This window comes from Bradyrhizobium sp. HKCCYLS3013, from assembly GCF_051167615.1.
Classification (GTDB): Bacteria; Pseudomonadota; Alphaproteobacteria; order Rhizobiales; family Xanthobacteraceae; genus Bradyrhizobium.
The window spans coordinates 33,230-54,072 of record NZ_JBNPTK010000023.1 but is presented as its reverse complement, the minus strand read 5'-3'; the positions used below and the strand labels follow the sequence as shown (position 1 = coordinate 54,072).

General features: G+C 64.5%; 21 protein-coding genes and 1 tRNA gene. 13 read left to right on the top strand and 9 right to left on the bottom strand.

Going from position 1 to position 20,843, the window contains the following annotated elements; all coding sequences use genetic code 11:
* Both ACQR1F_RS29420 and ACQR1F_RS29415 read right to left on the bottom strand, forming a co-directional pair.
* Positions 1-1,428 (bottom strand): FAD-binding oxidoreductase, encoded by a 1,428-nt coding sequence (locus ACQR1F_RS29420; RefSeq protein ID WP_434914351.1) that lies wholly within the window; start codon positions 1,426-1,428, stop codon positions 1-3.
* 18 nt (positions 1,429-1,446) lie between these two features.
* Positions 1,447-2,445: an L-threonylcarbamoyladenylate synthase gene (locus ACQR1F_RS29415; protein ID WP_434914350.1), complete on the bottom strand. Its 999-nt coding sequence runs from the start codon at positions 2,443-2,445 to the stop codon at positions 1,447-1,449.
* 229 nt (positions 2,446-2,674) lie between these two features.
* Between ACQR1F_RS29415 and ACQR1F_RS29410 the strand changes: the two genes are divergently transcribed.
* Positions 2,675-2,751: transfer RNA gene (locus tag ACQR1F_RS29410), tRNA-Pro, on the top strand.
* 21 nt (positions 2,752-2,772) lie between these two features.
* Here the strand turns inward: ACQR1F_RS29410 and ACQR1F_RS29405 are convergent.
* Both ACQR1F_RS29405 and ACQR1F_RS29400 read right to left on the bottom strand, forming a co-directional pair.
* Positions 2,773-3,315, bottom strand: coding sequence for a hypothetical protein (locus ACQR1F_RS29405; RefSeq protein WP_434840362.1), 543 nt, complete (start codon positions 3,313-3,315; stop codon positions 2,773-2,775).
* Positions 3,316-3,460: 145 nt separating this feature from the next.
* Positions 3,461-4,843, bottom strand: a complete 1,383-nt coding sequence (locus tag ACQR1F_RS29400; RefSeq protein ID WP_316217273.1) for a sigma-54 interaction domain-containing protein — start codon at positions 4,841-4,843, stop codon at positions 3,461-3,463.
* Between the two features lie 173 nt (positions 4,844-5,016).
* On the opposite strand from ACQR1F_RS29400, the gene cydP reads away from it, so the two are divergent.
* Genes cydP through ACQR1F_RS29375 form a run of 5 tightly spaced genes read left to right on the top strand, consistent with a single transcriptional unit; the run spans position 5,017 to position 8,361 of the window.
* Positions 5,017-5,205, top strand: coding sequence for a cytochrome oxidase putative small subunit CydP (cydP, locus tag ACQR1F_RS29395; RefSeq protein ID WP_315802220.1), 189 nt, complete (start codon positions 5,017-5,019; stop codon positions 5,203-5,205).
* Positions 5,202-6,758: a cytochrome ubiquinol oxidase subunit I gene (locus tag ACQR1F_RS29390; RefSeq protein WP_434914349.1), complete on the top strand. Its 1,557-nt coding sequence runs from the start codon at positions 5,202-5,204 to the stop codon at positions 6,756-6,758. Before cydP ends, ACQR1F_RS29390 begins: the two co-directional genes overlap by 4 nt.
* An 11-nt stretch (positions 6,759-6,769) precedes the next feature.
* Positions 6,770-7,912 (top strand): cytochrome d ubiquinol oxidase subunit II, encoded by a 1,143-nt coding sequence (cydB, locus tag ACQR1F_RS29385; RefSeq protein WP_315802222.1) that lies wholly within the window; start codon positions 6,770-6,772, stop codon positions 7,910-7,912.
* A gap of 51 nt (positions 7,913-7,963) precedes the next feature.
* Positions 7,964-8,080, top strand: a complete 117-nt coding sequence (gene cydX / locus ACQR1F_RS29380; protein ID WP_315802223.1) for a cytochrome bd-I oxidase subunit CydX — start codon at positions 7,964-7,966, stop codon at positions 8,078-8,080.
* Positions 8,077-8,361 carry a cyd operon YbgE family protein gene (locus tag ACQR1F_RS29375; protein WP_315802224.1) on the top strand — a complete coding sequence of 95 codons (285 nt, stop codon included), beginning with the start codon at positions 8,077-8,079 and terminating at the stop codon, positions 8,359-8,361. Before cydX ends, ACQR1F_RS29375 begins: the two co-directional genes overlap by 4 nt.
* A 307-nt stretch (positions 8,362-8,668) precedes the next feature.
* Here ACQR1F_RS29375 and ACQR1F_RS29370 read toward each other — a convergent pair whose 3' ends face one another.
* Entirely contained in the window at positions 8,669-9,448 is a 780-nt protein-coding gene (locus ACQR1F_RS29370; protein WP_434886906.1) for a class I SAM-dependent methyltransferase, read from the bottom strand.
* A gap of 196 nt (positions 9,449-9,644) precedes the next feature.
* On the opposite strand from ACQR1F_RS29370, the gene ACQR1F_RS29365 reads away from it, so the two are divergent.
* Positions 9,645-9,968, top strand: a complete 324-nt coding sequence (locus tag ACQR1F_RS29365; protein ID WP_315802226.1) for an ArsR/SmtB family transcription factor — start codon at positions 9,645-9,647, stop codon at positions 9,966-9,968.
* Between the two features lie 40 nt (positions 9,969-10,008).
* Here ACQR1F_RS29365 and ACQR1F_RS29360 read toward each other — a convergent pair whose 3' ends face one another.
* The 4 genes from ACQR1F_RS29360 to ACQR1F_RS29345 are packed head-to-tail and all read right to left on the bottom strand — an operon-like array spanning position 10,009 to position 15,283.
* Complete coding sequence (locus ACQR1F_RS29360; RefSeq protein WP_434914348.1) at positions 10,009-12,000, bottom strand: alpha/beta fold hydrolase; 1,992 nt, start codon at positions 11,998-12,000, stop codon at positions 10,009-10,011.
* On the bottom strand, positions 11,897-13,150 hold the full coding sequence (locus tag ACQR1F_RS29355; protein WP_434882120.1) for a radical SAM protein: 1,254 nt from the start codon (positions 13,148-13,150) through the stop codon (positions 11,897-11,899). Before ACQR1F_RS29355 ends, ACQR1F_RS29360 begins: the two co-directional genes overlap by 104 nt.
* Before the next feature lie 25 nt (positions 13,151-13,175).
* Entirely contained in the window at positions 13,176-14,243 is a 1,068-nt protein-coding gene (locus tag ACQR1F_RS29350) for a geranylgeranyl reductase family protein (RefSeq protein ID WP_434914347.1), read from the bottom strand.
* A gap of 8 nt (positions 14,244-14,251) precedes the next feature.
* Entirely contained in the window at positions 14,252-15,283 is a 1,032-nt protein-coding gene (locus ACQR1F_RS29345; protein WP_434914346.1) for a radical SAM protein, read from the bottom strand.
* Positions 15,284-15,382: 99 nt separating this feature from the next.
* Between ACQR1F_RS29345 and ACQR1F_RS29340 the strand changes: the two genes are divergently transcribed.
* From ACQR1F_RS29340 to ACQR1F_RS29315, 6 genes are all read left to right on the top strand, one after another.
* A complete protein-coding gene (locus ACQR1F_RS29340; RefSeq protein WP_434914345.1) occupies positions 15,383-16,084 on the top strand; it encodes a type 1 glutamine amidotransferase in 702 nt (233 codons plus the stop codon).
* Positions 16,085-16,342: 258 nt separating this feature from the next.
* The gene (locus tag ACQR1F_RS29335; protein ID WP_315752123.1) at positions 16,343-16,723 is read left to right on the top strand and encodes a DsrE/DsrF/DrsH-like family protein; all 381 of its coding nucleotides are present in this window, start codon (positions 16,343-16,345) and stop codon (positions 16,721-16,723) included.
* 31 nt (positions 16,724-16,754) lie between these two features.
* Entirely contained in the window at positions 16,755-17,480 is a 726-nt protein-coding gene (locus ACQR1F_RS29330) for a 4Fe-4S dicluster domain-containing protein (protein ID WP_316171964.1), read from the top strand.
* Between the two features lie 63 nt (positions 17,481-17,543).
* A complete protein-coding gene (locus tag ACQR1F_RS29325) occupies positions 17,544-18,917 on the top strand; it encodes a heterodisulfide reductase-related iron-sulfur binding cluster (protein ID WP_315802233.1) in 1,374 nt (457 codons plus the stop codon).
* Positions 18,914-19,966, top strand: a complete 1,053-nt coding sequence (locus ACQR1F_RS29320) for an FAD-dependent oxidoreductase (protein WP_315802234.1) — start codon at positions 18,914-18,916, stop codon at positions 19,964-19,966. The genes ACQR1F_RS29325 and ACQR1F_RS29320 overlap by 4 nt, the downstream gene beginning before the upstream one ends.
* Positions 19,963-20,838 carry a hypothetical protein gene (locus ACQR1F_RS29315; protein ID WP_434914344.1) on the top strand — a complete coding sequence of 292 codons (876 nt, stop codon included), beginning with the start codon at positions 19,963-19,965 and terminating at the stop codon, positions 20,836-20,838. The genes ACQR1F_RS29320 and ACQR1F_RS29315 overlap by 4 nt, the downstream gene beginning before the upstream one ends.
* Positions 20,839-20,843: the final 5 nt, after the last annotated feature.

Genomic DNA, 20,843 nt, shown 5'->3' with positions numbered 1-20,843 from the left:
CTAGAGCACCTTGCCGGGATTCATGATCCCCAGCGGATCGAACTGCGCCTTGATCGCGCGCATCAGCGCAATCGCGGTCGGGTCCTTGACGTCCGGCAGTTCGTCGCGCTTGAGCACGCCGATGCCGTGCTCGGCCGAGATCGAGCCGCCCATCCGCAGCACGATCTCGAACACGACCGCGTTGACCTCGTGCCAGCGCGCGAGATAGTCGGCGGTATTGGCGCCGACGGGCTGGCTGACATTGTAGTGGATGTTGCCGTCGCCGAGATGGCCGAACGGCACCGGGCGTGCGCCGGGCATCAGCTTCACCACGGCGGCGTTGGCCTCCGCAATGAAGGCCGGCGCTGCCGCGACCGGCACCGAGATGTCGTGCTTGATCGAGCCGCCCTCCGGCTTCTGCGCCGCGGAGATGTCCTCGCGCAGCTTCCAGAACGCCATGCGCTGGGCGAGGCTGTCGGCGATCGCAGCGTCGTCGACGATGCCGTCTTCGAGGCCTTGCTCCAGGATGGTCTCGAGCGTGGCCCGGGCATCGTCGCGCGACGACGACAGCTCCATCAGTACGAACCAGGGATGAGCGCCCGCGAGCGGCGCGCGGTTGCCGGCGGCGTGGCGGATCGAGAAATCGAGCGCGATCGCGGCGATCAGCTCGAAGCTGGTGAGGCTGCCGGCGGCCTCGCGTTGGGCGATCGCCAGCAGCTTCAGCGCGTCCTCCGGCGATTTGAGCCCGACGAACGCGGTCTCGATCGCGCGCGGCTTCGGGAACAGCTTCAGGCTCGCCGCGGTGATGATGCCGAGCGTGCCTTCGGCGCCGATGAACAGATTGCGCAGGTCGTAGCCGGTGTTGTCTTTCTTGAGCTTGGACAGCGCATTCAGCACCCGCCCGTCGGCCAGCACGACCTCGACCCCGAGCGCCATCTCGCGCGCGACGCCATAGGCGAGCGCGGCGGTGCCGCCGGCGTTGGTCGAGAGATTGCCGCCGATGGTGCAGCTGCCCTCGGCGCCCAGCGACAGCGGAAACAGCCGGTCGACCTCGGCTGCCTTCTGCTGCGCCACCTGCAGCACGACGCCGGCCTCGGCGATCATCGTGTTGGAGGCGGTGTCGACGTCACGAATCTTGTCCATGCGCCTGAGCGACACCACCACCTCGCCATTGTGCGGCGTCTGGCCGCCGACGAGGCCGGTGTTGCCGCCCTGCGGCACCAGCGCGATGCGATGCTGGCTGGCGAGCTTGCAGATCGCGGCGACCTCGGCGGTCGAGCCGGGGCGCAGCACCAGCGGCGAGCGGCCGTGGAACAGGTTGCGCTCCTCGGTGACGTAAGGCGCGACGTCGGTCTCCGCCGTCAGCGCCTGGCGCTCGCCGACGATGGCGGCGAACTGCGCGATCAGGTCGGGTGGCAGCGGCGGCAGGGCAGGCTGGCTGATGTTCATCGTCGGTCGCTTCCCGTGTTATCTCGGCGCGGCGGCGCGGCGCAGCCGGTCGTTGATGGCCTCGCCCAATCCGTCATTCGGGATCGGCATCACGGCGATGCTGCGCGCGCCCTTCGCATCGAGGCTGCGAAGATAGCCGAAAAGATGCATCGCCGCCTCTGCCGGATCGCCAGAGAGAGAGAGGTTCAGGATCGCGGCGGCCTCGCTGGCGCCGGGCAGGGGCGTGGGTCCGAAGGCGAGCAGCGCCTCGCCGGGCGCGACCTCGCTGGCGTCGAGGCGGACGCGGGCGCGCGGGGCATAATGCGAGGCCAGCATGCCCGGTGCCAGAGGCTGCTCGGACGTGTCCGTCGCTGCGGCGGGCCGCGCCAGCGCATGGCCGAGCACGGCCTCGATCGCCTCGCTCGGAACACCGCCCGGGCGCAGCAGCGTCGGCGCATCGAAGCAGCCGACGATGGTCGATTCGACGCCGACCTCGACCGGCCCGCCGTCCAGGATGAGGTCGATTCGTCCCGCGAGATCGGCAGCGACATGCGCCGCCGTGGTCGGCGACACGTGGCCGGAGATGTTGGCGGAGGGCGCCACGACGGCGCCGCCGAACGCCGCGAGCAACGCCTGCGCGATCGGATGCGCCGGCACGCGGATCGCTACCGTGTCGAGGCCGGCGGTGGCGAGGTCGGCCACGGCGCAGCCGTCGCTCTGCGGCAGCACGAGGGTCAGCGGTCCCGGCCAGAACGCGGTGGCCAGACGCTCGGCGGTAGCATTGAAGCGGCCGATGCGCCGTGCCGCCGCGACGTCGGCGACATGGACGATCAACGGATTGAAGGCAGGCCGGCCCTTGGCCTGGTAGAGGCGGGCGATGGCCGCGGCGTTGGCCGCATCGGCGCCGAGGCCGTAGACGGTCTCGGTCGGGAACGCGACCAGTCCGCCGCGGGCGAGCGCCGCCGCGGCCTGCGCGATTCCAGCCGCGTCGGCGGGCAGGATCCTGGTCTCGATCGCTGGTGTGTGTGCGGTGGGCATCGATGGTACAAGACGGTGGTGGCTTACGCGCTCGGCTATAGCGGGCGGGGACGTTCGAATGAAGCGCACAATTCGCCTGTCGCATTGCGCCCGCGCCATGGCCGCCCGACAAAGCCTCACGGCCTCAAGCAGTTAACCCCTCCGCCGACGATCGACGATTTCGATGCGATTTCCTGCCTTGTGTCCTTGCGAAGACGGAAACCCGACGCTATAAGCCGGCTTCCCAAGTCGGAGCGTGGCTCAGCCCGGTAGAGCACTGCGTTCGGGACGCAGGGGTCGCAGGTTCGAATCCTGCCGCTCCGACCATTTTTTGAGGCGCTCAGCTTTTTATCTCCCGAGAAGCGCAACGAAACGTACAATGAAATCACGCGGCGCCGCCCTGCACCATTCGGCATATCGGCTGTTCGTGAGCATTTGCCGCCTTCCTCCAAACGCCTCAGCCGCCTCGCCCTGGAAATCCTGATGGTGGGGGCCGTAGGTTTGCTCTAACTGCTCGACGGTCGTGCCGAGCCAACCGGCCGCTTGCCAATGGTCGGTGCCTTGCTGCGTCAGCGACGTCGCGGCCGTGTGGCGCAGGGAGTGACGCACGACGTCATCGCCAAGCCCTGCGTCTTCCAGAATGCCCCATGCCGAGCGGATCTTGCCGGCGAGCGGCTGGCGATCGTGCATGCGGTTGATCGAAGCGGATCTCCTTGCCGGTATCGAAAAGGCCGCTGCGCGCGGCTCTGCAGATCGGCATCCGTCGATCTTACGCCAGCGCACCAGATGCGGCCGCAGCCGATTGGCGATCTTGGCCGGCGGTCCGCCCTTCTTTGTTCTGCGGCCATCGCATGGAGGTCCATCCATGGATGCGTCGTCGTCGGCACCCATTGCGTCCGGCGGATCGTCTCCTCGCGCCGGGGGCTTAGAGCCCAATCAGGATGAAGCGGGCCGCCGGCCGGCGTGCTCGCACCCATCAACGACCTGTTCTTTCGTGTGCGAGGACTTGACGTAGTTCCTTGGTAGACGACAGCGCCTATCCAGCGTCCAATTCCTTCAGCTTCCGGTAAAGCGTGCGCAGGCTGATGCCGAGGGATTTTGCAAGCGCTTCCCGATTGCCGCGATGCGTCAACAGGGCGGTCCGAAGCGCTCGCGCTTCCCGTTCCTTCAATGACAGCGAGCTCTCATCCTCGGCATGCAGCAGCCTTGCTGCCGTTCGCTGCGCATTGTCGCGACCCGTGATGCCCGGCGCTCGCAACGCCAGAGCACGCTCGATCGTTGCGGCTGAGATGACATCGTCATCGCAGAGCAGGGCCGCGCGCTCCAACACGTTGCGCAACTCGCGAACATTGCCCGGAAAAGCGTAGCCCTCGAGCCGTTCGAGTGCCGGGGGGGACAAGGTGAGCTTTCGCTCCGGTGCCACGCGGGCAAGCAGCGCTGCGGCGAGAAGCGGTAGATCGCCGGGGCGGTCGCGCAATGCCGGCAGAAGGATCGGAAAGGTCGACAATCGGTAGTAGAGATCGTTGCGAAAGCGCCCGTCTGCCACCATGCGCTCGAGGTCCCGATGCGTTGCCGAGACCAGTCGCACGTCGGCGCGACGCAGCTCCGTGCTGCCGACCCGGCGATAGGTGCCGCTTTCGAGCAGCCGGAGCAGCTTCACCTGCATCGCAAGGGGGATGTCGCCGACCTCGTCGAGAAACAGAGTGCCGCCGCTGGCGGCTTCGACCAGCCCGCTCTTTGCCGTATGCGCGCCGGTATAGGCGCCCTTTTCGTGACCGAACAATTCGCTCTCGAACAAGGTCTCCGGCATGCTGGCGCAATCGACGACGACCAGCGGGTGCGAGGCGCGCATGCTCGCTTCGTGAACGGCCGCAGCGACGAGCTCCTTGCCGACGCCGGACTCGCCAAGCAGCAGAACGCTCGCGTTCGATGGACCAACCCTCGCGACCAGTTCGAGCATCTGCCGAAACGGCGCAGAACGCCCGATCAACCCTCGCGCCGCCGGCTCTCCCTTGGCAATCCGAAGTGGCTCCATCTTCTCGACAAACCAGGCGTCGTGTCCCAACGTGTCGCGGACGGGCGTCAACTCGATGTTCACGTAGGCTTCGCCAATCGGCGTGTGATGCAGATGCAGCACGCGCTCGCGCTGACCGGTTTTCTGCAGGCGCGCACGCGGACAGCTTTCTCCGGCCTGATCGCAAGGCACGGTGAAATGGTGAGACACTTCATAACAGGTGCGGCCGACGACCGATTCGTTGGGGCTGAAGTGGGCGCGATAGGCCGCGTTTGAAGCGATGATCCGGTACTGCTCGTCGACGAGAATATGCGGCTCCGGAAGGGCTTCGAGATAGGATGCAAGTTCGGGCTTCCGGCGCGTGGCCTCTGGCAGCCGGCCCGGCACTCGCGCTTTCGACGTCATCCTGCTCCGCCGCTCCGTGTCGTTCCTTCGCTGCACTGTGCCATGGACTGCCAAATAATGCCAGAATTGGCATCATGGCACGGGGCGCGATGACGGCCGTTTCGGCAACAGATTGAAATAACACAATAATTCATCACGCCGCCCGCTGGCACGGGTCTTGTTAAGCAATGGCCATGAATGACAGGCGCCTCTTCCGACATCTGGGCGTCGCGATCGTCGCCAAACTCGTGCTGCTCCTGGCGCTGTGGTGGGCGTTTGTTCGCGACGCCCGCATCGACGTCGATGCGCCGACCACTGCTGCTCATCTTGCCGGCGTCAATTCCGCGCGGCAGCCGCTGGGCTTGCCAGGAGCTCTCCCATGATTCCCGACCAACTCGTCGATCTGTCGCGGCTGCAGTTTGCCGCGACCGCCATGTATCACTTCCTGTTCGTGCCGCTCACGCTCGGCATGGTGTGGCTGCTCGTGATCATGGAAGCCGTGTACGTGATGACCGGCGCCGTGGTCTGGAAAGACATGACCCGTTTCTGGGGCAAGCTGTTCGGGATCAACTTCGCGCTCGGCGTCACCACCGGCATCACGCTCGAATTCCAGTTCGGCACCAACTGGGCCTACTATTCGCACTATGTCGGCGATATCTTCGGAGCGCCGCTGGCGATCGAGGGCCTGATGGCCTTCTTCCTCGAAAGCACCTTCATCGGCCTGTTCTTCTTCGGCTGGGATCGCCTGCCAAAGACCCAGCATCTGATGGTGACCTCGCTGATGGCGATCGGCACCAATCTCAGCGCGCTGTGGATTCTCATTGCCAATGGCTGGATGCAGAATCCCGTGGGGGCCGCGTTCAGCTGGCAGACCATGCGCATGGAGATGGTCGATTTCTGGGCCGTCGTCTTCAATCCCGACGCGCAGGCCAAGTTCGTCCATACCGTCTCGGCGGGCTACGTCACCGGCGCGATGTTCGTGCTGTCGATCTCGAGCTGGTACCTCCTGAAGGGCCGCGACATCGAATTTGCCAAGCGCAGCTTCCGGGTCGCCGCCGCGTTCGGGCTGGCCAGCGTCGCGAGCGTCATCGTGCTGGGCGATGAGTCCGGCTACACGGTCGGTGAGGCGCAGCAGACCAAGATGGCCGCGCTGGAGGCGATGTGGGAGACCGAGCCGGCGCCGGCCGGGCTGAAGCTCCTGGCTGGCATCAACGAGAAGGCGGGCCGGAACGATTGGGAGATCGAGATTCCCTGGGTGATGGGCCTGATCGGCACACGCTCCGTCAGCAAGACGATCCCCGGCATCCGTGAGATCAAGGAACACAACCGGCGGCGGATCGTCGATGGCATCACGGCGGTCCAGGCGCTGGAAGCGCTGCGCAAGGACCGTCATGACCAGGCTGCACTGGCCACGCTCGAGCAGACCAAGGGCGATCTCGGCTTTGGCCTGTTGTTGAAGCGATACACCGCCGACGTGGCCCAGGCGACGCCAGCGATGATCGATCGTGCGGTCGACGATACCGTGCCGCCGGTGTCGCCGATGTTCTGGAGCTTCCGCGTGATGGTCGGGCTCGGCTTTGCGATGCTTGTCCTGTTTGCAATGGCCTTTCTCAGCACGCTGCGGCTGCAATGTGCGGCGCGGCCATGGATCATGCGTGCCGCCGTGATGCTGCTGCCTGCGCCCTGGATCGCGAGCGAGCTCGGCTGGTTCGTCGCGGAATATGGCCGCCAGCCTTGGACCATCTACGGCGTGCTGCCGACCCATCTGTCGGTGTCGACGCTGAGCGTCGCCAGTCTCTACGGCTCGCTCGCCGGCTTCGTTGGCTTCTACACGCTGCTGCTGGTGGTCGAGATGTATCTGATGGTGAAGTTCGCCCGGATCGGCCCGGGCAGCCTCGGCACCGGCCGCTATCAATTCGACCCCAAGCCCGTCTGAAGGACGCCGTCATGCTCGATTATCCCACATTGAAGGTCCTCTGGTGGCTGCTCGTCGGGGTGCTGCTGATCGGCTTCGCCATCATGGATGGTCATGACATGGGCGTCGGCACTTTGCTGCCATTCGTCGGCCGCACCGACACTGAGCGCCGCGTCGTCATCAATACGGTCGGCCCGCATTGGGACGGAAACCAGGTCTGGTTCATCACCGCCGGCGGCGCGATCTTCGCCGCGTGGCCCGTGGTGTATGCAACGGCGTTCAGCGGATTCTACTGGGCGATGCTGGCCGTGCTCTGGGCCTTGTTCTTTCGCCCCGTTGGATTCGACTACCGCAGCAAGATCCACAACGTCACCTGGCGGCGGACCTGGGACTGGGGCCTGTTCATCGGCGGGGCGGTACCACCTTTGATCTTCGGCGTCGCGTTCGGCAATCTGCTCCAGGGCGTTCCGTTTCACTTCGATCGCTACCTGGTCTCGACCTATAGCGGCAGTTTCTGGCAGCTCCTCAATCCGTTCGCGCTGCTTGCGGGCGTGGTCTCGAGCGCCATGATCACGCTGCACGGTGGCGTCTACCTGGCGCATCGCACCGAAGGCGCCATCCAGGCCCGCGCCGTCCGTGGTGCGCTCGGAGCCGCGTCGATCATGGTGATCGCCTTCATCGGTGCCGGGCTCTGGCTGCGCTTCGGCGGCTTCCAGGGCTACGCCATCACGTCGGTGCTCGATCCGGCCGCGCTTCCAGATCCGCTCGCCAAGACCGTGGTCCGCAGCGCCGACGCGTGGTGGGGCAACTATGGCCGATGGCCCGTGCTGTGGGCGCTGCCGCTGCTCGGTATCGCGGGCGCGCTGCTAGCGGGCGCACTCGCCGCCGCCGATCGCACCCTCGCAGCCTTCGTGTCGTCATCACTTGCCATTGCGGGCGTCATCGGCACGGCCGGGGCCAGCATGTTTCCCTTCGTCATGCCGTCCTCCTCGGTTCCGGATGCCAGCCTCACGGTGTGGGACAGCGTCTCCAGCCACCTCACATTGGGGCTGATGTTCTGGGCCACGATGGTCTTGATGCCCTTGATCATCGTCTACACCGGCTGGGCCTATCGCGTCATGCACGGCAAGGTCACGGAAGCCCAGATCCACGCCAACGAACATTCCGCATACTGACGGCGGTCCGATCCCCACGCCGCCGGAGCGGCCAACTCGAAGAGCTTAGTCATGTGGTATTTCGCCTGGACTCTCGGCGTCGGCTTCGCTGTCTTGCTTGCTATCATGAACGCGATGTGGGGCGAGACCGAGGAGGCGCGCAAGGCCAGCAACCGGACGGGGGAATGAACATGGCGCCGGTAGCCACGTCTCAGGCGCGCATCCATCTGCCGTGCCTCGTGGCCGCGCTGGTGATCATGCTGGCGAGCACGCTCTATCCGCCGTTCCTGGCGAACGCCGCAGGGCGCGCCGACCACCTGTCGGCCGGTCTGGCATTCTGGGCCATGAGCGCAGGCTTCGTCCGCGGCGTCGGCTTCGTGCCGCACGCGATCTTGCCGCGATGGCTGTTCTCCGGATCCGTATGTCTGCTGACTCTGCTGGCCTTGACGGGACTGAAAGTCCTCACGTGATCACGCAAAGGCTGAGTGCACGCTTTCGCAAAAACCATCAGCTCCAGCGTCGCAGCGAAGCCGATAGCCGGGCAAATCTCAGTCTGTCACGAGACTGACTTCGACTATGGAATAGGCCATTTTGCTCTCCGAGGATCAGCTCAGCGTCTTGGCATTCTCGTCCTCTACGGCCAGGCATGATGGATTTCGTCATTTGGATGTCCATTGCGACTAGCCTTGCCTAGAAAAGGAAATGCGTCTCATCCTTGACTGGAGTCAAAGATGAGACGCATGCGTGCGATCGATTCCGTGGACCAGGAGAGCGCGATCAGGAAGGCCGGTGCGCGACCATTCCGATCAGCGCAGAGCGGCCATGATGGCCGCTGCCTTCGCTGAGCTCGGTCTCGTATTCGCGCAGTTCGATGATCTCCAGCTCATGGAACGCCTCTCGGAGCATGGCTTCCGTATAGAGGTGCGAGACGGCGGAAGGGCCGCCCGTCTTGTATTCCAACTGCTTGGGCGTATAGCCCTGCAGGATCAGGATCCCGCCCGGCTTCAGGCTTGCGATCATGCGCGCGAACAGCCGCTTCCTCAAATCCGGGGCGGCGAACTGCACGAAAATCGCCGCGATGCCGTCATACGCCGCACTTGGCCACGCGAAGCCGTCGCAATCGGCAAGCTGGTAATTCACGCTCACTCCGGCTGATGCGGCAAGCTTGCTCGCTTTCGCCAGACCCACTTCCGAGATGTCGAAGGCGTCGACCTGGAATCCCTGCCGGGCGAGCCAGACGCTGTTACGGCCTTCTCCGTCGGCGACGCAGAGAATACGACCGCGGTGCGGGAACGCGCCGGCATGGCGGCGCAGCCATTGATTGGGGTCGGTTCCGAAAACGAAATCATCGCTTTCGAACCGTCGGTTCCAGCGGCCGGCGTCGGCGTCTGGCGGTACGTTCGTGACCATCGGCAATCCCACTTTGAAGATGACAAGCGTGTTTGTTGGCAGACGCAGGGAGCTTGCGAACTCCCTCGGTATCAGCTTGCGAACCCTTGATCGCAAGCTAGGCGAACTGAAAGCCGGATTGTAGTTCTCCATCAGCTCGTCAGACATGGCGGGCGCGTGAGCAGGACACGCTCGCTCCGGCGTCTCGATACCGTCTCGCACGAACCGCGCCGGGACAGGCGCGACCGCCTGTTTGTTATCGCCTCGCCAAAGTGATAGCAACACGGGGCGGCCATCGACACGACGCAGTGGCCGCCTGGATGTAACCGACCGAATCGGGCGATTGAGGAATATGCGGACGAACATGGCAACCAAGCGTGCACGCAGCAGGTCTTCGCTCGAGCCTGACGCGTTGCTCGAGAAGGCTCACAAGGCAAGCGAATTCCTCAAGGCGTTGTCGCACGAAGCGCGGCTTGCCATTCTCTGCCTGCTGCTGGACGGAGAGAAATCCGTCAGCAGCATCGAGGACTCGCTGCAGCTCCGCCAGCCGACGGTATCGCAGCAACTTGCCCGGCTGCGCGCGGACGATCTCGTCAAGGTACGCCGGGACGGCAGAAACGTGTATTATTCGGTTGCGCGGCCGGAAGTAATCGAGGTCATGTCCGCCCTTTATCGCGCCTTCTGCTAGGTGGTGCTGATGGAGTCTCGCTGCCCGCGGAGCTCGTCCGTCAGGCGGAGCCGGGGACTGCGGCGACTGTGTTTCCCGCGGTCACTCGATCGATGAACCCGGCTGCCGCGGCTATCACCGCCGAGGTCGCCTGCTGGTGGGGCGCGTGCCCACAGCCTTCCAGCACGCAGGTCTCGATCCGGGCCGGCACGAGGGCGCGGAGTGTCTCAAGCTGCGCATGCGTGAAGAACTCGTCTTCGCTGCCCTGAACAGCGAGCACCGGGGCGCGAACCCGTCCAACGTAGGGCTTGATACCCCAGTCGCGCGCTTCTTCTCCGGTCCAGGCATCGACCAGCCGGCCAAAAAGATGGTCGGTTCTGCTGCCATGATACCGTGCGAGCCGCGCCCTCAGGTCACCGTGCTCGAAGTCCCTGATCTGGGCGGCGATGCCGTCAACGGTCCGCTGTTCGCGGAAGAGGTGAGGGGCGATCGCGACGACCCCGCTGACCTCATCGGGAAACGCGCCGGCAAACGTCAACGCGATCGCAGCACCGTCGGAGTGTCCGACCAGGATCGGACGCCGCGCTCCGGTCGTCCGTAGTACTTCGGGCAGGGCATCCAGAGCCTCGGCGAGCAGATATTGCCGCGAATGGGGCAGCTCGAGCGGCTCCGAGTCACCGGAGCCCCAGCGGTCGAACACCAGGACGGAGGAGCCGGTCGCAGCCGCAAGCCGCTCGGGGAAATCGCGCCACAGCCGGGCGCAGCCCAAGGCGTCATGCAGCAGGACGAGCGGCGGACGTTCCGGTCGCGTCGCCGCGAGCCAATGGCCGCGAAGCCTCCGGCCGGCCGCAACGAAGCTGAGCTGCCGCGCTGCCGCGACGACAACATCGCGAATGTCCGGCGGGCCGAGATTGACGAAGTCGGCCGACGTGCGCGAGAAGAAGTTCTCGACGATCGATCCGGCATTGGCCAGTTCGGCGCCGCGCAGCGCCGCCTCGAGATCCAGGATGACGCGTGGCGGCGTGACGAAGAAATCGCCGGTGATCAGAGCTTCGCGAATCCGTCCGCGGTCCGGCCCCTCGAGGCGGATATCGGCGCGCAGGCTGCCGCCACGCCGCGTCAGAGTGGCACTGACCAGCGAGCCGTCCACCTCGGGAGCGTCGACCATCTCGACGAAGTCGTCACGGCCGATCTCGTCGCGATACAATTGGTCGGCGAGTTCTTCTTCGTGCATTGACACCTCGCCCCATTGCGGAACAATGCCGAGGCCTTCGGCCAAGCCGTCGAGCAGGGCTTGCTGGATGGTGGCCAGATCAGGAAGGTGGTCGCCGAGGATCTCGCGCATGCTGACGACGCGCTGGCGGGCCGAAGCGAGGTCGCGCTTGGCGAGCTTTTCCACCGGCACTTTGAGCGCAGCGATCATCTGCTCGGGATCGAAGTCGATCAGCAGAGTTCCCTGATAGAACAGCGTATCGCCGTCGAAGAAGCCACCGGTGCCGCTGATCTTGCGGCCGTCGACATCGATGTCGTTGCGCGGGCGGTAGCGCGCGGGAACGCCGAGCTTGTTGAGCCCGAGTGCGACGCTTTCGCAGATCCGGCGTGTCGTTTCGGTGAGATCCATGGCGCCGAGGCTGGAGCGGCCGAACACGAGCTCCCATCCGATCTGACCCTCGTCGAGATAGAGGCCGCCGCCTCCCGTGATCCGCCGGCCGATCTCGATTCCCTTGCTCCGGCAATAGTCGAGCCGGACCTCATGGCTCAGGATCTGATGCATACCGACGAGCGCCGACGGACGAAACCGCAGGAAGCGGATGGTATCGGGAATCCGCCGTGCCTTGTGAGCGTCGATGAGCGCCTGGTCGAAGGCGATATTGGCGCGTCCGCCCCGAATCCCGGTGTCGATGACCCGAAATGACCTGGCGCTGCTGGCCATCGCATCTTCCTCCCGGTTATTTGGGTAGTCCGCGCCGGAGTTGGCTGCGCACGTGGCGAATGTCGCGACGATCGGGCTTGAACGGGTAGGAGGCAATGTCGCGCGGCGGCGAGTCGCCATAGGGACGGTCGCAGGCGGACACGTCAGCGGCCTCCTTGCCCGGGCAGCCGGACGTGCGGAAGGCCACGCCCGCGTCGATGATCGCGTCGACTTCGTCCTGCGGCAGACCAAAATCGACGAGTTGACCGCGCTCGTCGAAACGCATGCGCTGCAGGGAATGGCTTCGATAGTCGATGAGATAGCGGGCGAGCTGTATGCGTCGCCATTGCGGGCGCGGCGCCGGCGGGAGGTGATCCATCAACGAGCCTTGTTCGGGAAAGAACGCGAACAGGTGGCTGTGGCCGCCGAGATCGCGAATTCTCTGCACCTGCGAGAGAACGTCGTGGTCGCTCTCGCCCATCCCAACGATGAGATGGGCGCCGAAGCGTTCCGGGCCAAATATCTCGGCGGCGGCCAGCAGGATCTCCCAATATTTGTCCCAGCTGTGCGGCGATTGAACGCCGTGGCCGCGGGTGCGGTCAAAGATGGCCGGGTTGGCGGCATCGAGCGCGACCGTAAATATCTCGGCGCCGAGATCCTTGAGCTCCTGCACATCCAGTCGGGTCATCGTCGTCGGGTTGGACAGGATGGACACGGGCACGTGCCTGATGCGTTCAACCCATTTCCGCAGGACGATGCGGGTGTCCTGGTCCGACCGCGGATGCGTGATCATGCTGATGCACATGCGATGGAAGCGCCCGCCGTCGCCGCCCGATGCGACGATGTCGATCACCTGGTCGTAAGGCACCGCAGGCCAGTCGACACGAATAAAGTTGCGGTCGGCATAGTTGCGCTCCGCTTCGCGATGGCGCGCAAGCCCGCAATAAGCGCAGTTGGCGCGGCAGCCCTCCGGATAGGTCAGCAGCAGGTTCAGGCAACGGGTGCAACTGGTGCGATGCATGTAGCCGTTCATGATGCCGAGGGTGATCGCTGCTGCCGTCGACATTTGCACGTAGTCGGGTGATCGCATGTTCGGCGTCAGAACGTTGTCGTTCGGCAGGTAGACGCCTTCCGGCCGCGCGTCCTGCGCTTTCACGCGCCCGCCGTTGCGTGCTTCCGCCGGCACGTCGCCGGGCGCGCGCGGCCGCATGGCTTCGGCCGCGTTGAAGGCGCGCGTCTCCCCGGTGAGGAAATCCGGCACCGGATGCGTCGGTCCTTCGAGACAGCTCATGACTTCCTCTCCTGATCCTGCATTTTCACGCCCAATAGTTCGGCGAACTGATCCACCCCTCGGCGAGCGCAGCCGCGTCGGGGCGACGGCCGTCGCCGTATTGCGCCAGAACTTGCCGTCGTCGCCGTGATGCCCGGCTCAAGGCCGCATCGAAAATGTCGCTGAGCTCTTCGTCATAATCATTGAGGGCGCCGCTGCGGCCGGACAGCATGTCTGCCGCGGCTTGCCCGGCGAGTGCGCCCGATTGCACGGCGGAGGCGATGCCGGCGCCGGTCACGGGGTTGGTCAGGCCCGCCGCATCGCCGGCCAGCAACACCTGGGTTGCGCCAAGCCGGCCTGTCGAACCCACCCTGCCGCCCACGGGTATCGCCCCGCCCGTCAACGCGAACGGGCGCGTTCCGATGCGGCGCGATGCCGACAGCGCGCCAAAGAGCGCGGCGAGCATCGGTTTCAGCCGCCGCCGGTCCTCCATCATGACGCCAACGCCGATATTGGCCACGGCGCCCTTGGGAAACAGCCAGCCATAGCCGCCGCGATAGTCGGCGCTCAGGAAGATATCCGTGGCATCGTGCGGCACGATCAGCGGCGCGGTCAGTTGCCTTGTATCGACGAGCGCGCGATTGGTCTGGCCGATGGCCGCGCCGACCCGCGAGCGAGGGCCGTCGCAGCCGATCAGGACGCGCGGCTTCATGGCAAGACCATCGGACGTATGAATTGTGCCGTCGATGTCGATGGCAACCACGGAGGTGCCGTATCGGCACGCGGCTCCCGCATTCGCCGCCTCATCAGCGAGCATTCGATCGAAGGCGGCGCGATCGATCATCCAGCCGCGGAAATCCGGCGTTTCCTCGCAATCTGTCGCCTCGGTGAAGGTCAGCATGCGCGTGATCTTCTGTTGGGCGACGGCCGTGATGTTCGGAACGTCCCGCTCGATCATGGCGGGCACGAACTCGGCACACTGGACCGGGCGACCCGCCTCGAGCCGGCGATCCACGGCGACGACGCGGTAGCCGGCCTTCGCGGCAACTGCGGCCGCACGACTCCCAGCCGGTCCAAGCCCGACGACGACGATATCCGCTGCCTCGGCGCTCATCGTGCACCTCAGGCTGCGCAAGCCCGCCGTCCGGCGAGGCCGTCAAGCGCGATCGAGCAGCAGGCATGCTCCTGCTCGACCGGGCGACCGATGGCGCGGGCAAGAGCTACGATGCCGTCCGCGGGATAGGCGATGCCATCAAATCCCGCCATGACGGCATATGCGTCGGTCATCAGCTTGTGGCGGCCCGCGGGGCGGATACAGCCAAGTTGAACCGGCGCGTGACTGATGCGTTGCCGCGCGGCGACCAGCACCTTTGCCACGTCGTCGGTGGATATCGTGGCGAAGGGCCGATCCGGCGGCGCATAGATCGGAGTCACCACCACCAGGATCAACGCGGCGACCGGATAGCGCGAAACGATGTCCAGCGCGGTCTCCTCGCCGAGCAGCCGGCCATAGTGCAGACCGATGACGATGTGTGGCACGACCTGCATCTTGGTGTCCGAGAGCGCGGCGAGCGTCGCCTCGAAATCCGCGACGGGACGGTCGAGGTGATAGACGTCGCGGATCGTCTGCTGCGAGCCGATCACGTCGAGCATCGCGACGTCGACCCCGGCCGCTTCCATGGATCGGGCGCGCCGTTCGTCGAGCAACGCGGAGTGGACGGCGATGCGCAGATGGGGAAAGTCGCGCTTGAGCCTCTCGATGGTCGGATAGAAGCGATCGTACGGAACCTCGTTGCGCCGGTTGGATCCGCCAGAGAGCAGGAACCCGCCCAGATCCTTGAGCAGGATGAGATCGCGCACCTTGCGGTCGAGTTCGTCCGGTGTCGTTGCCGCGATCATCGGGTCGAGGATCTTCGCCTGACAGTGATCGCAATTCAGCGCGCAAGCGCCGCCGGTGATGGAAAAGGCGGGAAAGCTCGCTTTGCCGCAGCCCTTGAGTTCTTCGCTGGCATAGGCGCGGAACGTCGGCGTGTAGAACCGCATCGGTCCGAGCGCGCGCTCGCGGGCTGCCGCCTCGAGTGCATCGACGAGCCCACGGTCAAAACGCAGGTCGTCGAGCGGTTCGATCTCCTGCAGCTTCTCATACCATGCCATTGCGTTCCTCGCTTTTCATATGCGAAAAAACATATATATTTCAGGTCTGCCGTCGGCTTCGGCCGTCATTGATGCTTCACTCAGTTGTCGCGGTTCGCCATGAAGACACTCTGCGTCCTGCAGCATTTCGAGGCGGACTATCTCGGCTCGATGGAAGATCAATTCGAAGGACGCAACGTCGGCTTTCGCTATTGCCGGCCGTTTACGGCCGGAGGATCGATACCTGCGACGGCAGGGGACTTTGACGGCCTCATTGTTCTTGGCGCCGGACCGCTCGGAGTCGTCAGCGGCAACCTGCTTCCGAGCCTCGGGCCGGAGTTGCGGTTGGTACGGGATTTCCTGGCGCGCGGCCTGCCCGTCATCGGCATCGGAGCCGGCAGCTGCATCCTTGCAACCGCGTGCGGCGGCGGCACTCAGGAAGCTCCGCTCCGCTTCGTCGTGGAGACGGCCCGACGGGTCGATCCCACTGCGCTCGGCGGTCATCTGCCGCGATCCTTTCCCGTGGCGATCTACATGCGCGATCGCCCGGTGCTGCCGGCCGATGCAAGTGTTCTCGCGATCGACTCTGCGGGGGAGCCGGCGGTGTTTCAGCTTCGTGATAACTGCTTCGGGTTCCTCGGCCATCCCGGAATCAAATCGGCCATGATCGAGGATCTGGTCATGGCATTCGAAGAATGTCCTGATCGCACGGCGGAAACGCTCGCCGAGTTGCGCGTGGTGCAGCGCGAGATCGCTGCGGCGCTCGGGCCGCTGATGATTGGTTTGATCGAGTCGACGCATCTGATGCGGCCGCTCCCGTAGGACCGTTCTCCCGAGCAACGAATTATTTTCTTCACCCTATAGATGTCATTCAAAAAATGGAATATGTTTTGTGCGTTCGTCCGATGGATTGGATGAAATCGATGTCAGCTTGTTGTCCACCTGGGACTTCGGTTCCTGGGCTTGTTGATCTTCATCAACCCCAAGGCGATGCGCCTCGAGATAACTTGTCGTGCACGCTCCTGTGTCGATGTGCGTTGCGCACGCTCAATAGCAGATGATCGGGAGGACATCGTAAGAATGGCCAAAAAGCTCATCATCATCATGGTCAATACCGATCCTCGCAACGGCGAGGAACTGGGCGCGCCGTTCTTCCAGGCCACTGTTGCCGCGGCGATGGACTACGAGGTGGAGGTCGTCTGTACCGCGACGTCGGGGCAGCTCATGAAAAAGGGCGTGGCAGAGAAGCTCGTGGTCAAGCCCGGGTCTCCGAAAACCGTCTATGACTTCATCAAGGACGCGCACGGAGCGGGAGTGAAGTTCTATTGCTGCTCTCCGAACCTCGATCTGTTCGATATGACCGAGCAGGATCTGATCCCTGAATGCGAGGGCATCGTCGGGGGTGCAAAGGTCATCGAAGAGGTGATGGAAAACGATAACGCCAAGGTGCTGACCTACTGAGGAGAGCCGCCAGATGACGAGCGGAGCTTCAATGGAGCTGACCTCTATCGGCGACCCGGTCTCCGAGGCGCCGGTCGTTCCCTATGAGAAGCTGGAAGAGGTGTTCGACGACATTCGCTCGCACGTCCTCTACGATCATGAACTGCACGGCTGTCTCAATTGCGGCATCTGCACCGCGACCTGTCCCTCGGCGCACTACTACGATTATTCACCCCGCGAGATCGTCCAGCTGCTGTGGACCGAAAATCTCGAGGGCATCTACGACGCGATGCAGGAGAAGATCTGGTCCTGCGCGCAGTGCTACACCTGTGCCGCCCGCTGTCCGTTCGAGAATTCACCGGGCGGGCTCGTCATGATCATGCGCGAGGTCGCGATCAAGCATGGCATGCAGTCGGCGAAAGATGTGCTGCGACCGTTCTCGCGGGTGCTTCTGAAGGTCATTTCCACGGGAAATCAGCTCGCGCCCAACATGATCACGCGCGATGCGTTTCCCGACTGGGGCCCGAACGTCGCCAAGGTCGATGCTCCGCTCAATATCCTGCGCAAGGCCATTCCAGTCCCAACCATGCACACCATGGACACGGCCTGGGAGGTCAACCTGAAGACGTCCGTCGAGCTCTACACCATTTGGGAGGCGACCGGCGTGCTCGATCAGCTCGAGACGATCGACGAGAATCTGTTCGACGTCGTCAGCGACGTGATGGATGAGAAGCGCGAGGAATACAACGAGTGGCTTGAAGAGCAGCAGGAAGAATAGGGCCGCTGAGACGACCACAATAGACGGCGAGATCAATCGCCGCGGTGGACGACGGAGGAAGCGATGGACGAAAAGCGCAGTGACAGTCAGTCGGCCTACGCCGGCTTTGGCGCGGAGTGGCGCCCTTCCAACCTGACGCCGAGCGAGGCGCAGACGGCGACGGCCTGGGTGGAAACCCGGATCGACCGTCGCTCCATGCTGACCAACAAGGAGCGTGTCCACGACATCCGCGACGCGATGTGGGAGTTGGAGAAGGACGGCGAAATCGTCGTACATCGGATCGACGAGCGCCACGAGCCGGTGGTGGCGCGCACACTGTACGGCTGGGACAAGCGCATTCCCACCACCAACCTCTGGCAGCACAAATCCTGCGGACAGTGCGGCAATATCCCCGGCTATCCGTCGAGCGTGATGTGGCTGATGAACCAGCTCGGCGTGCGCTATCTCGACGAGACCGATCAGACCTCTTGCACCGCCTGGAATTATCACGGCTCCGGGGTCGGCAATGTCGTCAGTCTGGCCGCCGTCTTCCTGCGCAACTTCCACCAGGCATACATGTCGGCCAAGGCGCAGGGCCTGCCGGTCGGAACCTACTTCCCGCTGATCCACTGCGGCACGTCGTTCGGCAATTACAAGGAGATGCGCATCTTCTTGATGCATTCGGCTGAACTGCGCGAGCAGGTGAAGAAGATTCTCGGCAAGCTGGGTCGTCTGGTCGACGGCAAGCTGCTGATCCCCGAAGAGATCGTGCACTATTCCGAGTGGCTGCACGTCATGCGCCACCGCATCCGGGAGCGGCAGGTCATCGACGTGAGCAGCCTTCGTGCCACCGTTCATCCGGCGTGTCACGTCTACAAGATGGTTCCGGAAGACGTGATCTATGACGACACCGTCATGGACGGCAACCGCGTGGCGGTATCGACCGGCCTGATGCAGGCGCTGGGTGCACAGGTCGTCGACTACTCGACCTGGTACGACTGCTGCGGCTTCGGATTTCGTCATATCATCGGCGAACGTGAGTTCACGCGCTCCTTCGCCATCGATCGCAAGATCAGGGTCGCGGTCGAGGAGGCGCGGGCGGACGTCATGATCGGCCACGACACGGGTTGCATCACCACACTCGACAAGAACCAGTGGATCGGCAAGGCCGTCGACAAGGTCTATGCGCTGCCGATCATGGCCGATTGCCAGTTCGCGGCGCTCGCCCTCGGCGCGCATCCCTACAAGCTCGCACAGCTTCACTGGCACGCCTCGCCGTTCGAGGGGCTGCTCGAGAAGCTCGGCATCGACTGGCAGAAAGCCAAAGCCGAGTTCGAGGCCTATCTCGGTGAGGTCAAGGCCGGCCGCATCGAGACGCTTTACGACCCCAAACGCGCGATTACGTCGGGCCCAGGCTATGTCAAGCCGACGGCGACCCTGCCAGGAGCCGCATCATGACCCGTCCCGTTCTCATCGTTGGCGGCGGGCCGTCGGGGCTTTCCGCCGCACATGCGCTGGCCGCGGCCGGCCAGCGCGTCGTTCTCGTCGAAAAGGCGGAGCAGCTCGGCGGTGCGCCGATCCAGTCAGGCTACGCCAGGCTGGTGCCGTCCGGCGAATGGGCCAAGGACGCCATCGGTGGCATGGTGCGCCGGGTCGAAACCGACAGCCGTGTCGAGATCCGAAGGCGCGTCACGGTGAAAGCCTTTTCGGGCAGCCCAGGCGACTTCCGCGTGACGCTGTCGGATGGCGCGGTGCTGGAGGCGGGGGCGGCGATCCTGTGCACCGGCTTCACGCATTTCGATTCCGTCAATAAGCCGGAATGGGGTTTCGGCACCTACCCTGATGTGGTTACGACGACCCAGGTCGAGCAGATGCTCTCCTCCGGCAGGGGCGTGCGCTGTCCGTCCGACGGGCGCGAGCCGGAACGGGTTGCGATCCTGCTATGCGTCGGCTCGCGCGACCGCCAGATCGGTCGCGAGTGGTGTTCGAAGATCTGCTGCACGGTCTCCGCCAACATCGCCATGGAGATCCGCGAGGCGATGCCACGGTGCAACGTGTATGTCTACTACATGGATATCCGCACCTTCGGCCTCTACGAGGATCTCTACTACTGGGAAAGCCAGGAGAAGCACCGCGTCAAATACATCAAGGCGCGGATCGCCGAAGTGACGTCAGACGGCAGGCGGTTGATCGTGAAGGGCGAGGACACGCTGGTGAAACGGCCGATCTCGATCCCGTTCGACATGGTGGTGCACGCCATCGGCATGGATCCCAATGTCGACAACATGACGTTGTCGGCGGTGTTCGACGTCAAACTGCAGAAGCACGGCCATATCGAGAAGGCGTCGGTCTATTCCAACACATCGGCGACCTCGCGGCCCGGCGTCTTCGTCGCCGGCGCGGCCACCGGGCCCGAGACCATCGACGATTCCATCGCACAGGGCCAATCGGCAGCGATGGCCGCGCTGGCCCTGGTCCGCGGCGCCATGATGGAAGCGGCCGAGTGATGTGGCCGATCACCAACCATAGAGGCAAGGCGGTGGTCGAGCCGATGCGGCCGGTGCTCGATCTGTCCGGCCCCAGGCTGCGGCGGGCGTTCGAGAGCCTCGTGGAATCCGCCGACGACAGCGGTGGCGTCGAGCGCTATGTCGGAGCGCTCGCGCTCAAGGCCTCGCTGTTCGAGGAGGTGTTGGGCAAGGGGCGGGTCAGCGAGCTGACGGAGGCCGAATTCTGCGACCTTGCCACGTTCATCACGCCGGTGCGCCGGCGTGTGGGGGCGTGGCTCGGCCGCAACGGGTTTGCGGCGTTGCGCAGCAGGCTCGAGGCGCTGCTGCACGGATGGTCCGACCTCGGCACAACCGACCAGCGCGTCGCCGCGTTCGTCACGAGCTTTCCGGCCGATCGCGAGCACCGCTGGTCGCGCGATCTTGCCGCCGAGGTCCTTCATTTCACCGCGCCGGACCACTATCCGCTGATGACGCGCTGGATGTGGGACGCCAGGGTCAATACCGGCGTATTGCGCGAGATATGGTACGACGAGGCTGCCGAGACCGGCACGATCGCCGTCGGCGACGGCTTCGCCACTTTCACGATGCTACGCGAGGAGCTCGAAGGTTTCCTGCAGGCGAACGGTGTCTTCCGCGATCTGGCCTTCTACGTCGATCTGCTCTGCGCCCACACCTATGCAAGCTATATCAACGACAAGGGCGGCCAGTTCCTGCACGCGGACTTCTGCGGCGGCTTCAAGGCGGACGCGATGGCGCATACTCGCCGTCTCCTGGGACTCGATGCGGTCGATACCGAGTCGGGGCGCACCCGCCTGAAGCTGATCGATGGCAGGGCCCATGTGCTCGGGCAGCCTCGCCTGCTGAGCGAATGAGGGAA

Coding starts and splice junctions, on each gene's coding strand:
- ACQR1F_RS29420 (WP_434914351.1), bottom strand. CDS start 1,428: ATGAACATCAGCCAGCCTGCCCTGCCGCCGCTGCCACCCGACCTGATC.
- ACQR1F_RS29415 (WP_434914350.1), bottom strand. CDS start 2,445: ATGCCCACCGCACACACACCAGCGATCGAGACCAGGATCCTGCCCGCC.
- ACQR1F_RS29405 (WP_434840362.1), bottom strand. CDS start 3,315: ATGGGTGCCGACGACGACGCATCCATGGATGGACCTCCATGCGATGGC.
- ACQR1F_RS29400 (WP_316217273.1), bottom strand. CDS start 4,843: ATGACGTCGAAAGCGCGAGTGCCGGGCCGGCTGCCAGAGGCCACGCGC.
- cydP (WP_315802220.1), top strand. CDS start 5,017: ATGAATGACAGGCGCCTCTTCCGACATCTGGGCGTCGCGATCGTCGCC.
- ACQR1F_RS29390 (WP_434914349.1), top strand. CDS start 5,202: ATGATTCCCGACCAACTCGTCGATCTGTCGCGGCTGCAGTTTGCCGCG.
- cydB (WP_315802222.1), top strand. CDS start 6,770: ATGCTCGATTATCCCACATTGAAGGTCCTCTGGTGGCTGCTCGTCGGG.
- cydX (WP_315802223.1), top strand. CDS start 7,964: ATGTGGTATTTCGCCTGGACTCTCGGCGTCGGCTTCGCTGTCTTGCTT.
- ACQR1F_RS29375 (WP_315802224.1), top strand. CDS start 8,077: ATGAACATGGCGCCGGTAGCCACGTCTCAGGCGCGCATCCATCTGCCG.
- ACQR1F_RS29370 (WP_434886906.1), bottom strand. CDS start 9,448: ATGTCTGACGAGCTGATGGAGAACTACAATCCGGCTTTCAGTTCGCCT.
- ACQR1F_RS29365 (WP_315802226.1), top strand. CDS start 9,645: ATGGCAACCAAGCGTGCACGCAGCAGGTCTTCGCTCGAGCCTGACGCG.
- ACQR1F_RS29360 (WP_434914348.1), bottom strand. CDS start 12,000: ATGGCGACTCGCCGCCGCGCGACATTGCCTCCTACCCGTTCAAGCCCG.
- ACQR1F_RS29355 (WP_434882120.1), bottom strand. CDS start 13,150: ATGAGCTGTCTCGAAGGACCGACGCATCCGGTGCCGGATTTCCTCACC.
- ACQR1F_RS29350 (WP_434914347.1), bottom strand. CDS start 14,243: ATGAGCGCCGAGGCAGCGGATATCGTCGTCGTCGGGCTTGGACCGGCT.
- ACQR1F_RS29345 (WP_434914346.1), bottom strand. CDS start 15,283: ATGGCATGGTATGAGAAGCTGCAGGAGATCGAACCGCTCGACGACCTG.
- ACQR1F_RS29340 (WP_434914345.1), top strand. CDS start 15,383: ATGAAGACACTCTGCGTCCTGCAGCATTTCGAGGCGGACTATCTCGGC.
- ACQR1F_RS29335 (WP_315752123.1), top strand. CDS start 16,343: ATGGCCAAAAAGCTCATCATCATCATGGTCAATACCGATCCTCGCAAC.
- ACQR1F_RS29330 (WP_316171964.1), top strand. CDS start 16,755: ATGGAGCTGACCTCTATCGGCGACCCGGTCTCCGAGGCGCCGGTCGTT.
- ACQR1F_RS29325 (WP_315802233.1), top strand. CDS start 17,544: ATGGACGAAAAGCGCAGTGACAGTCAGTCGGCCTACGCCGGCTTTGGC.
- ACQR1F_RS29320 (WP_315802234.1), top strand. CDS start 18,914: ATGACCCGTCCCGTTCTCATCGTTGGCGGCGGGCCGTCGGGGCTTTCC.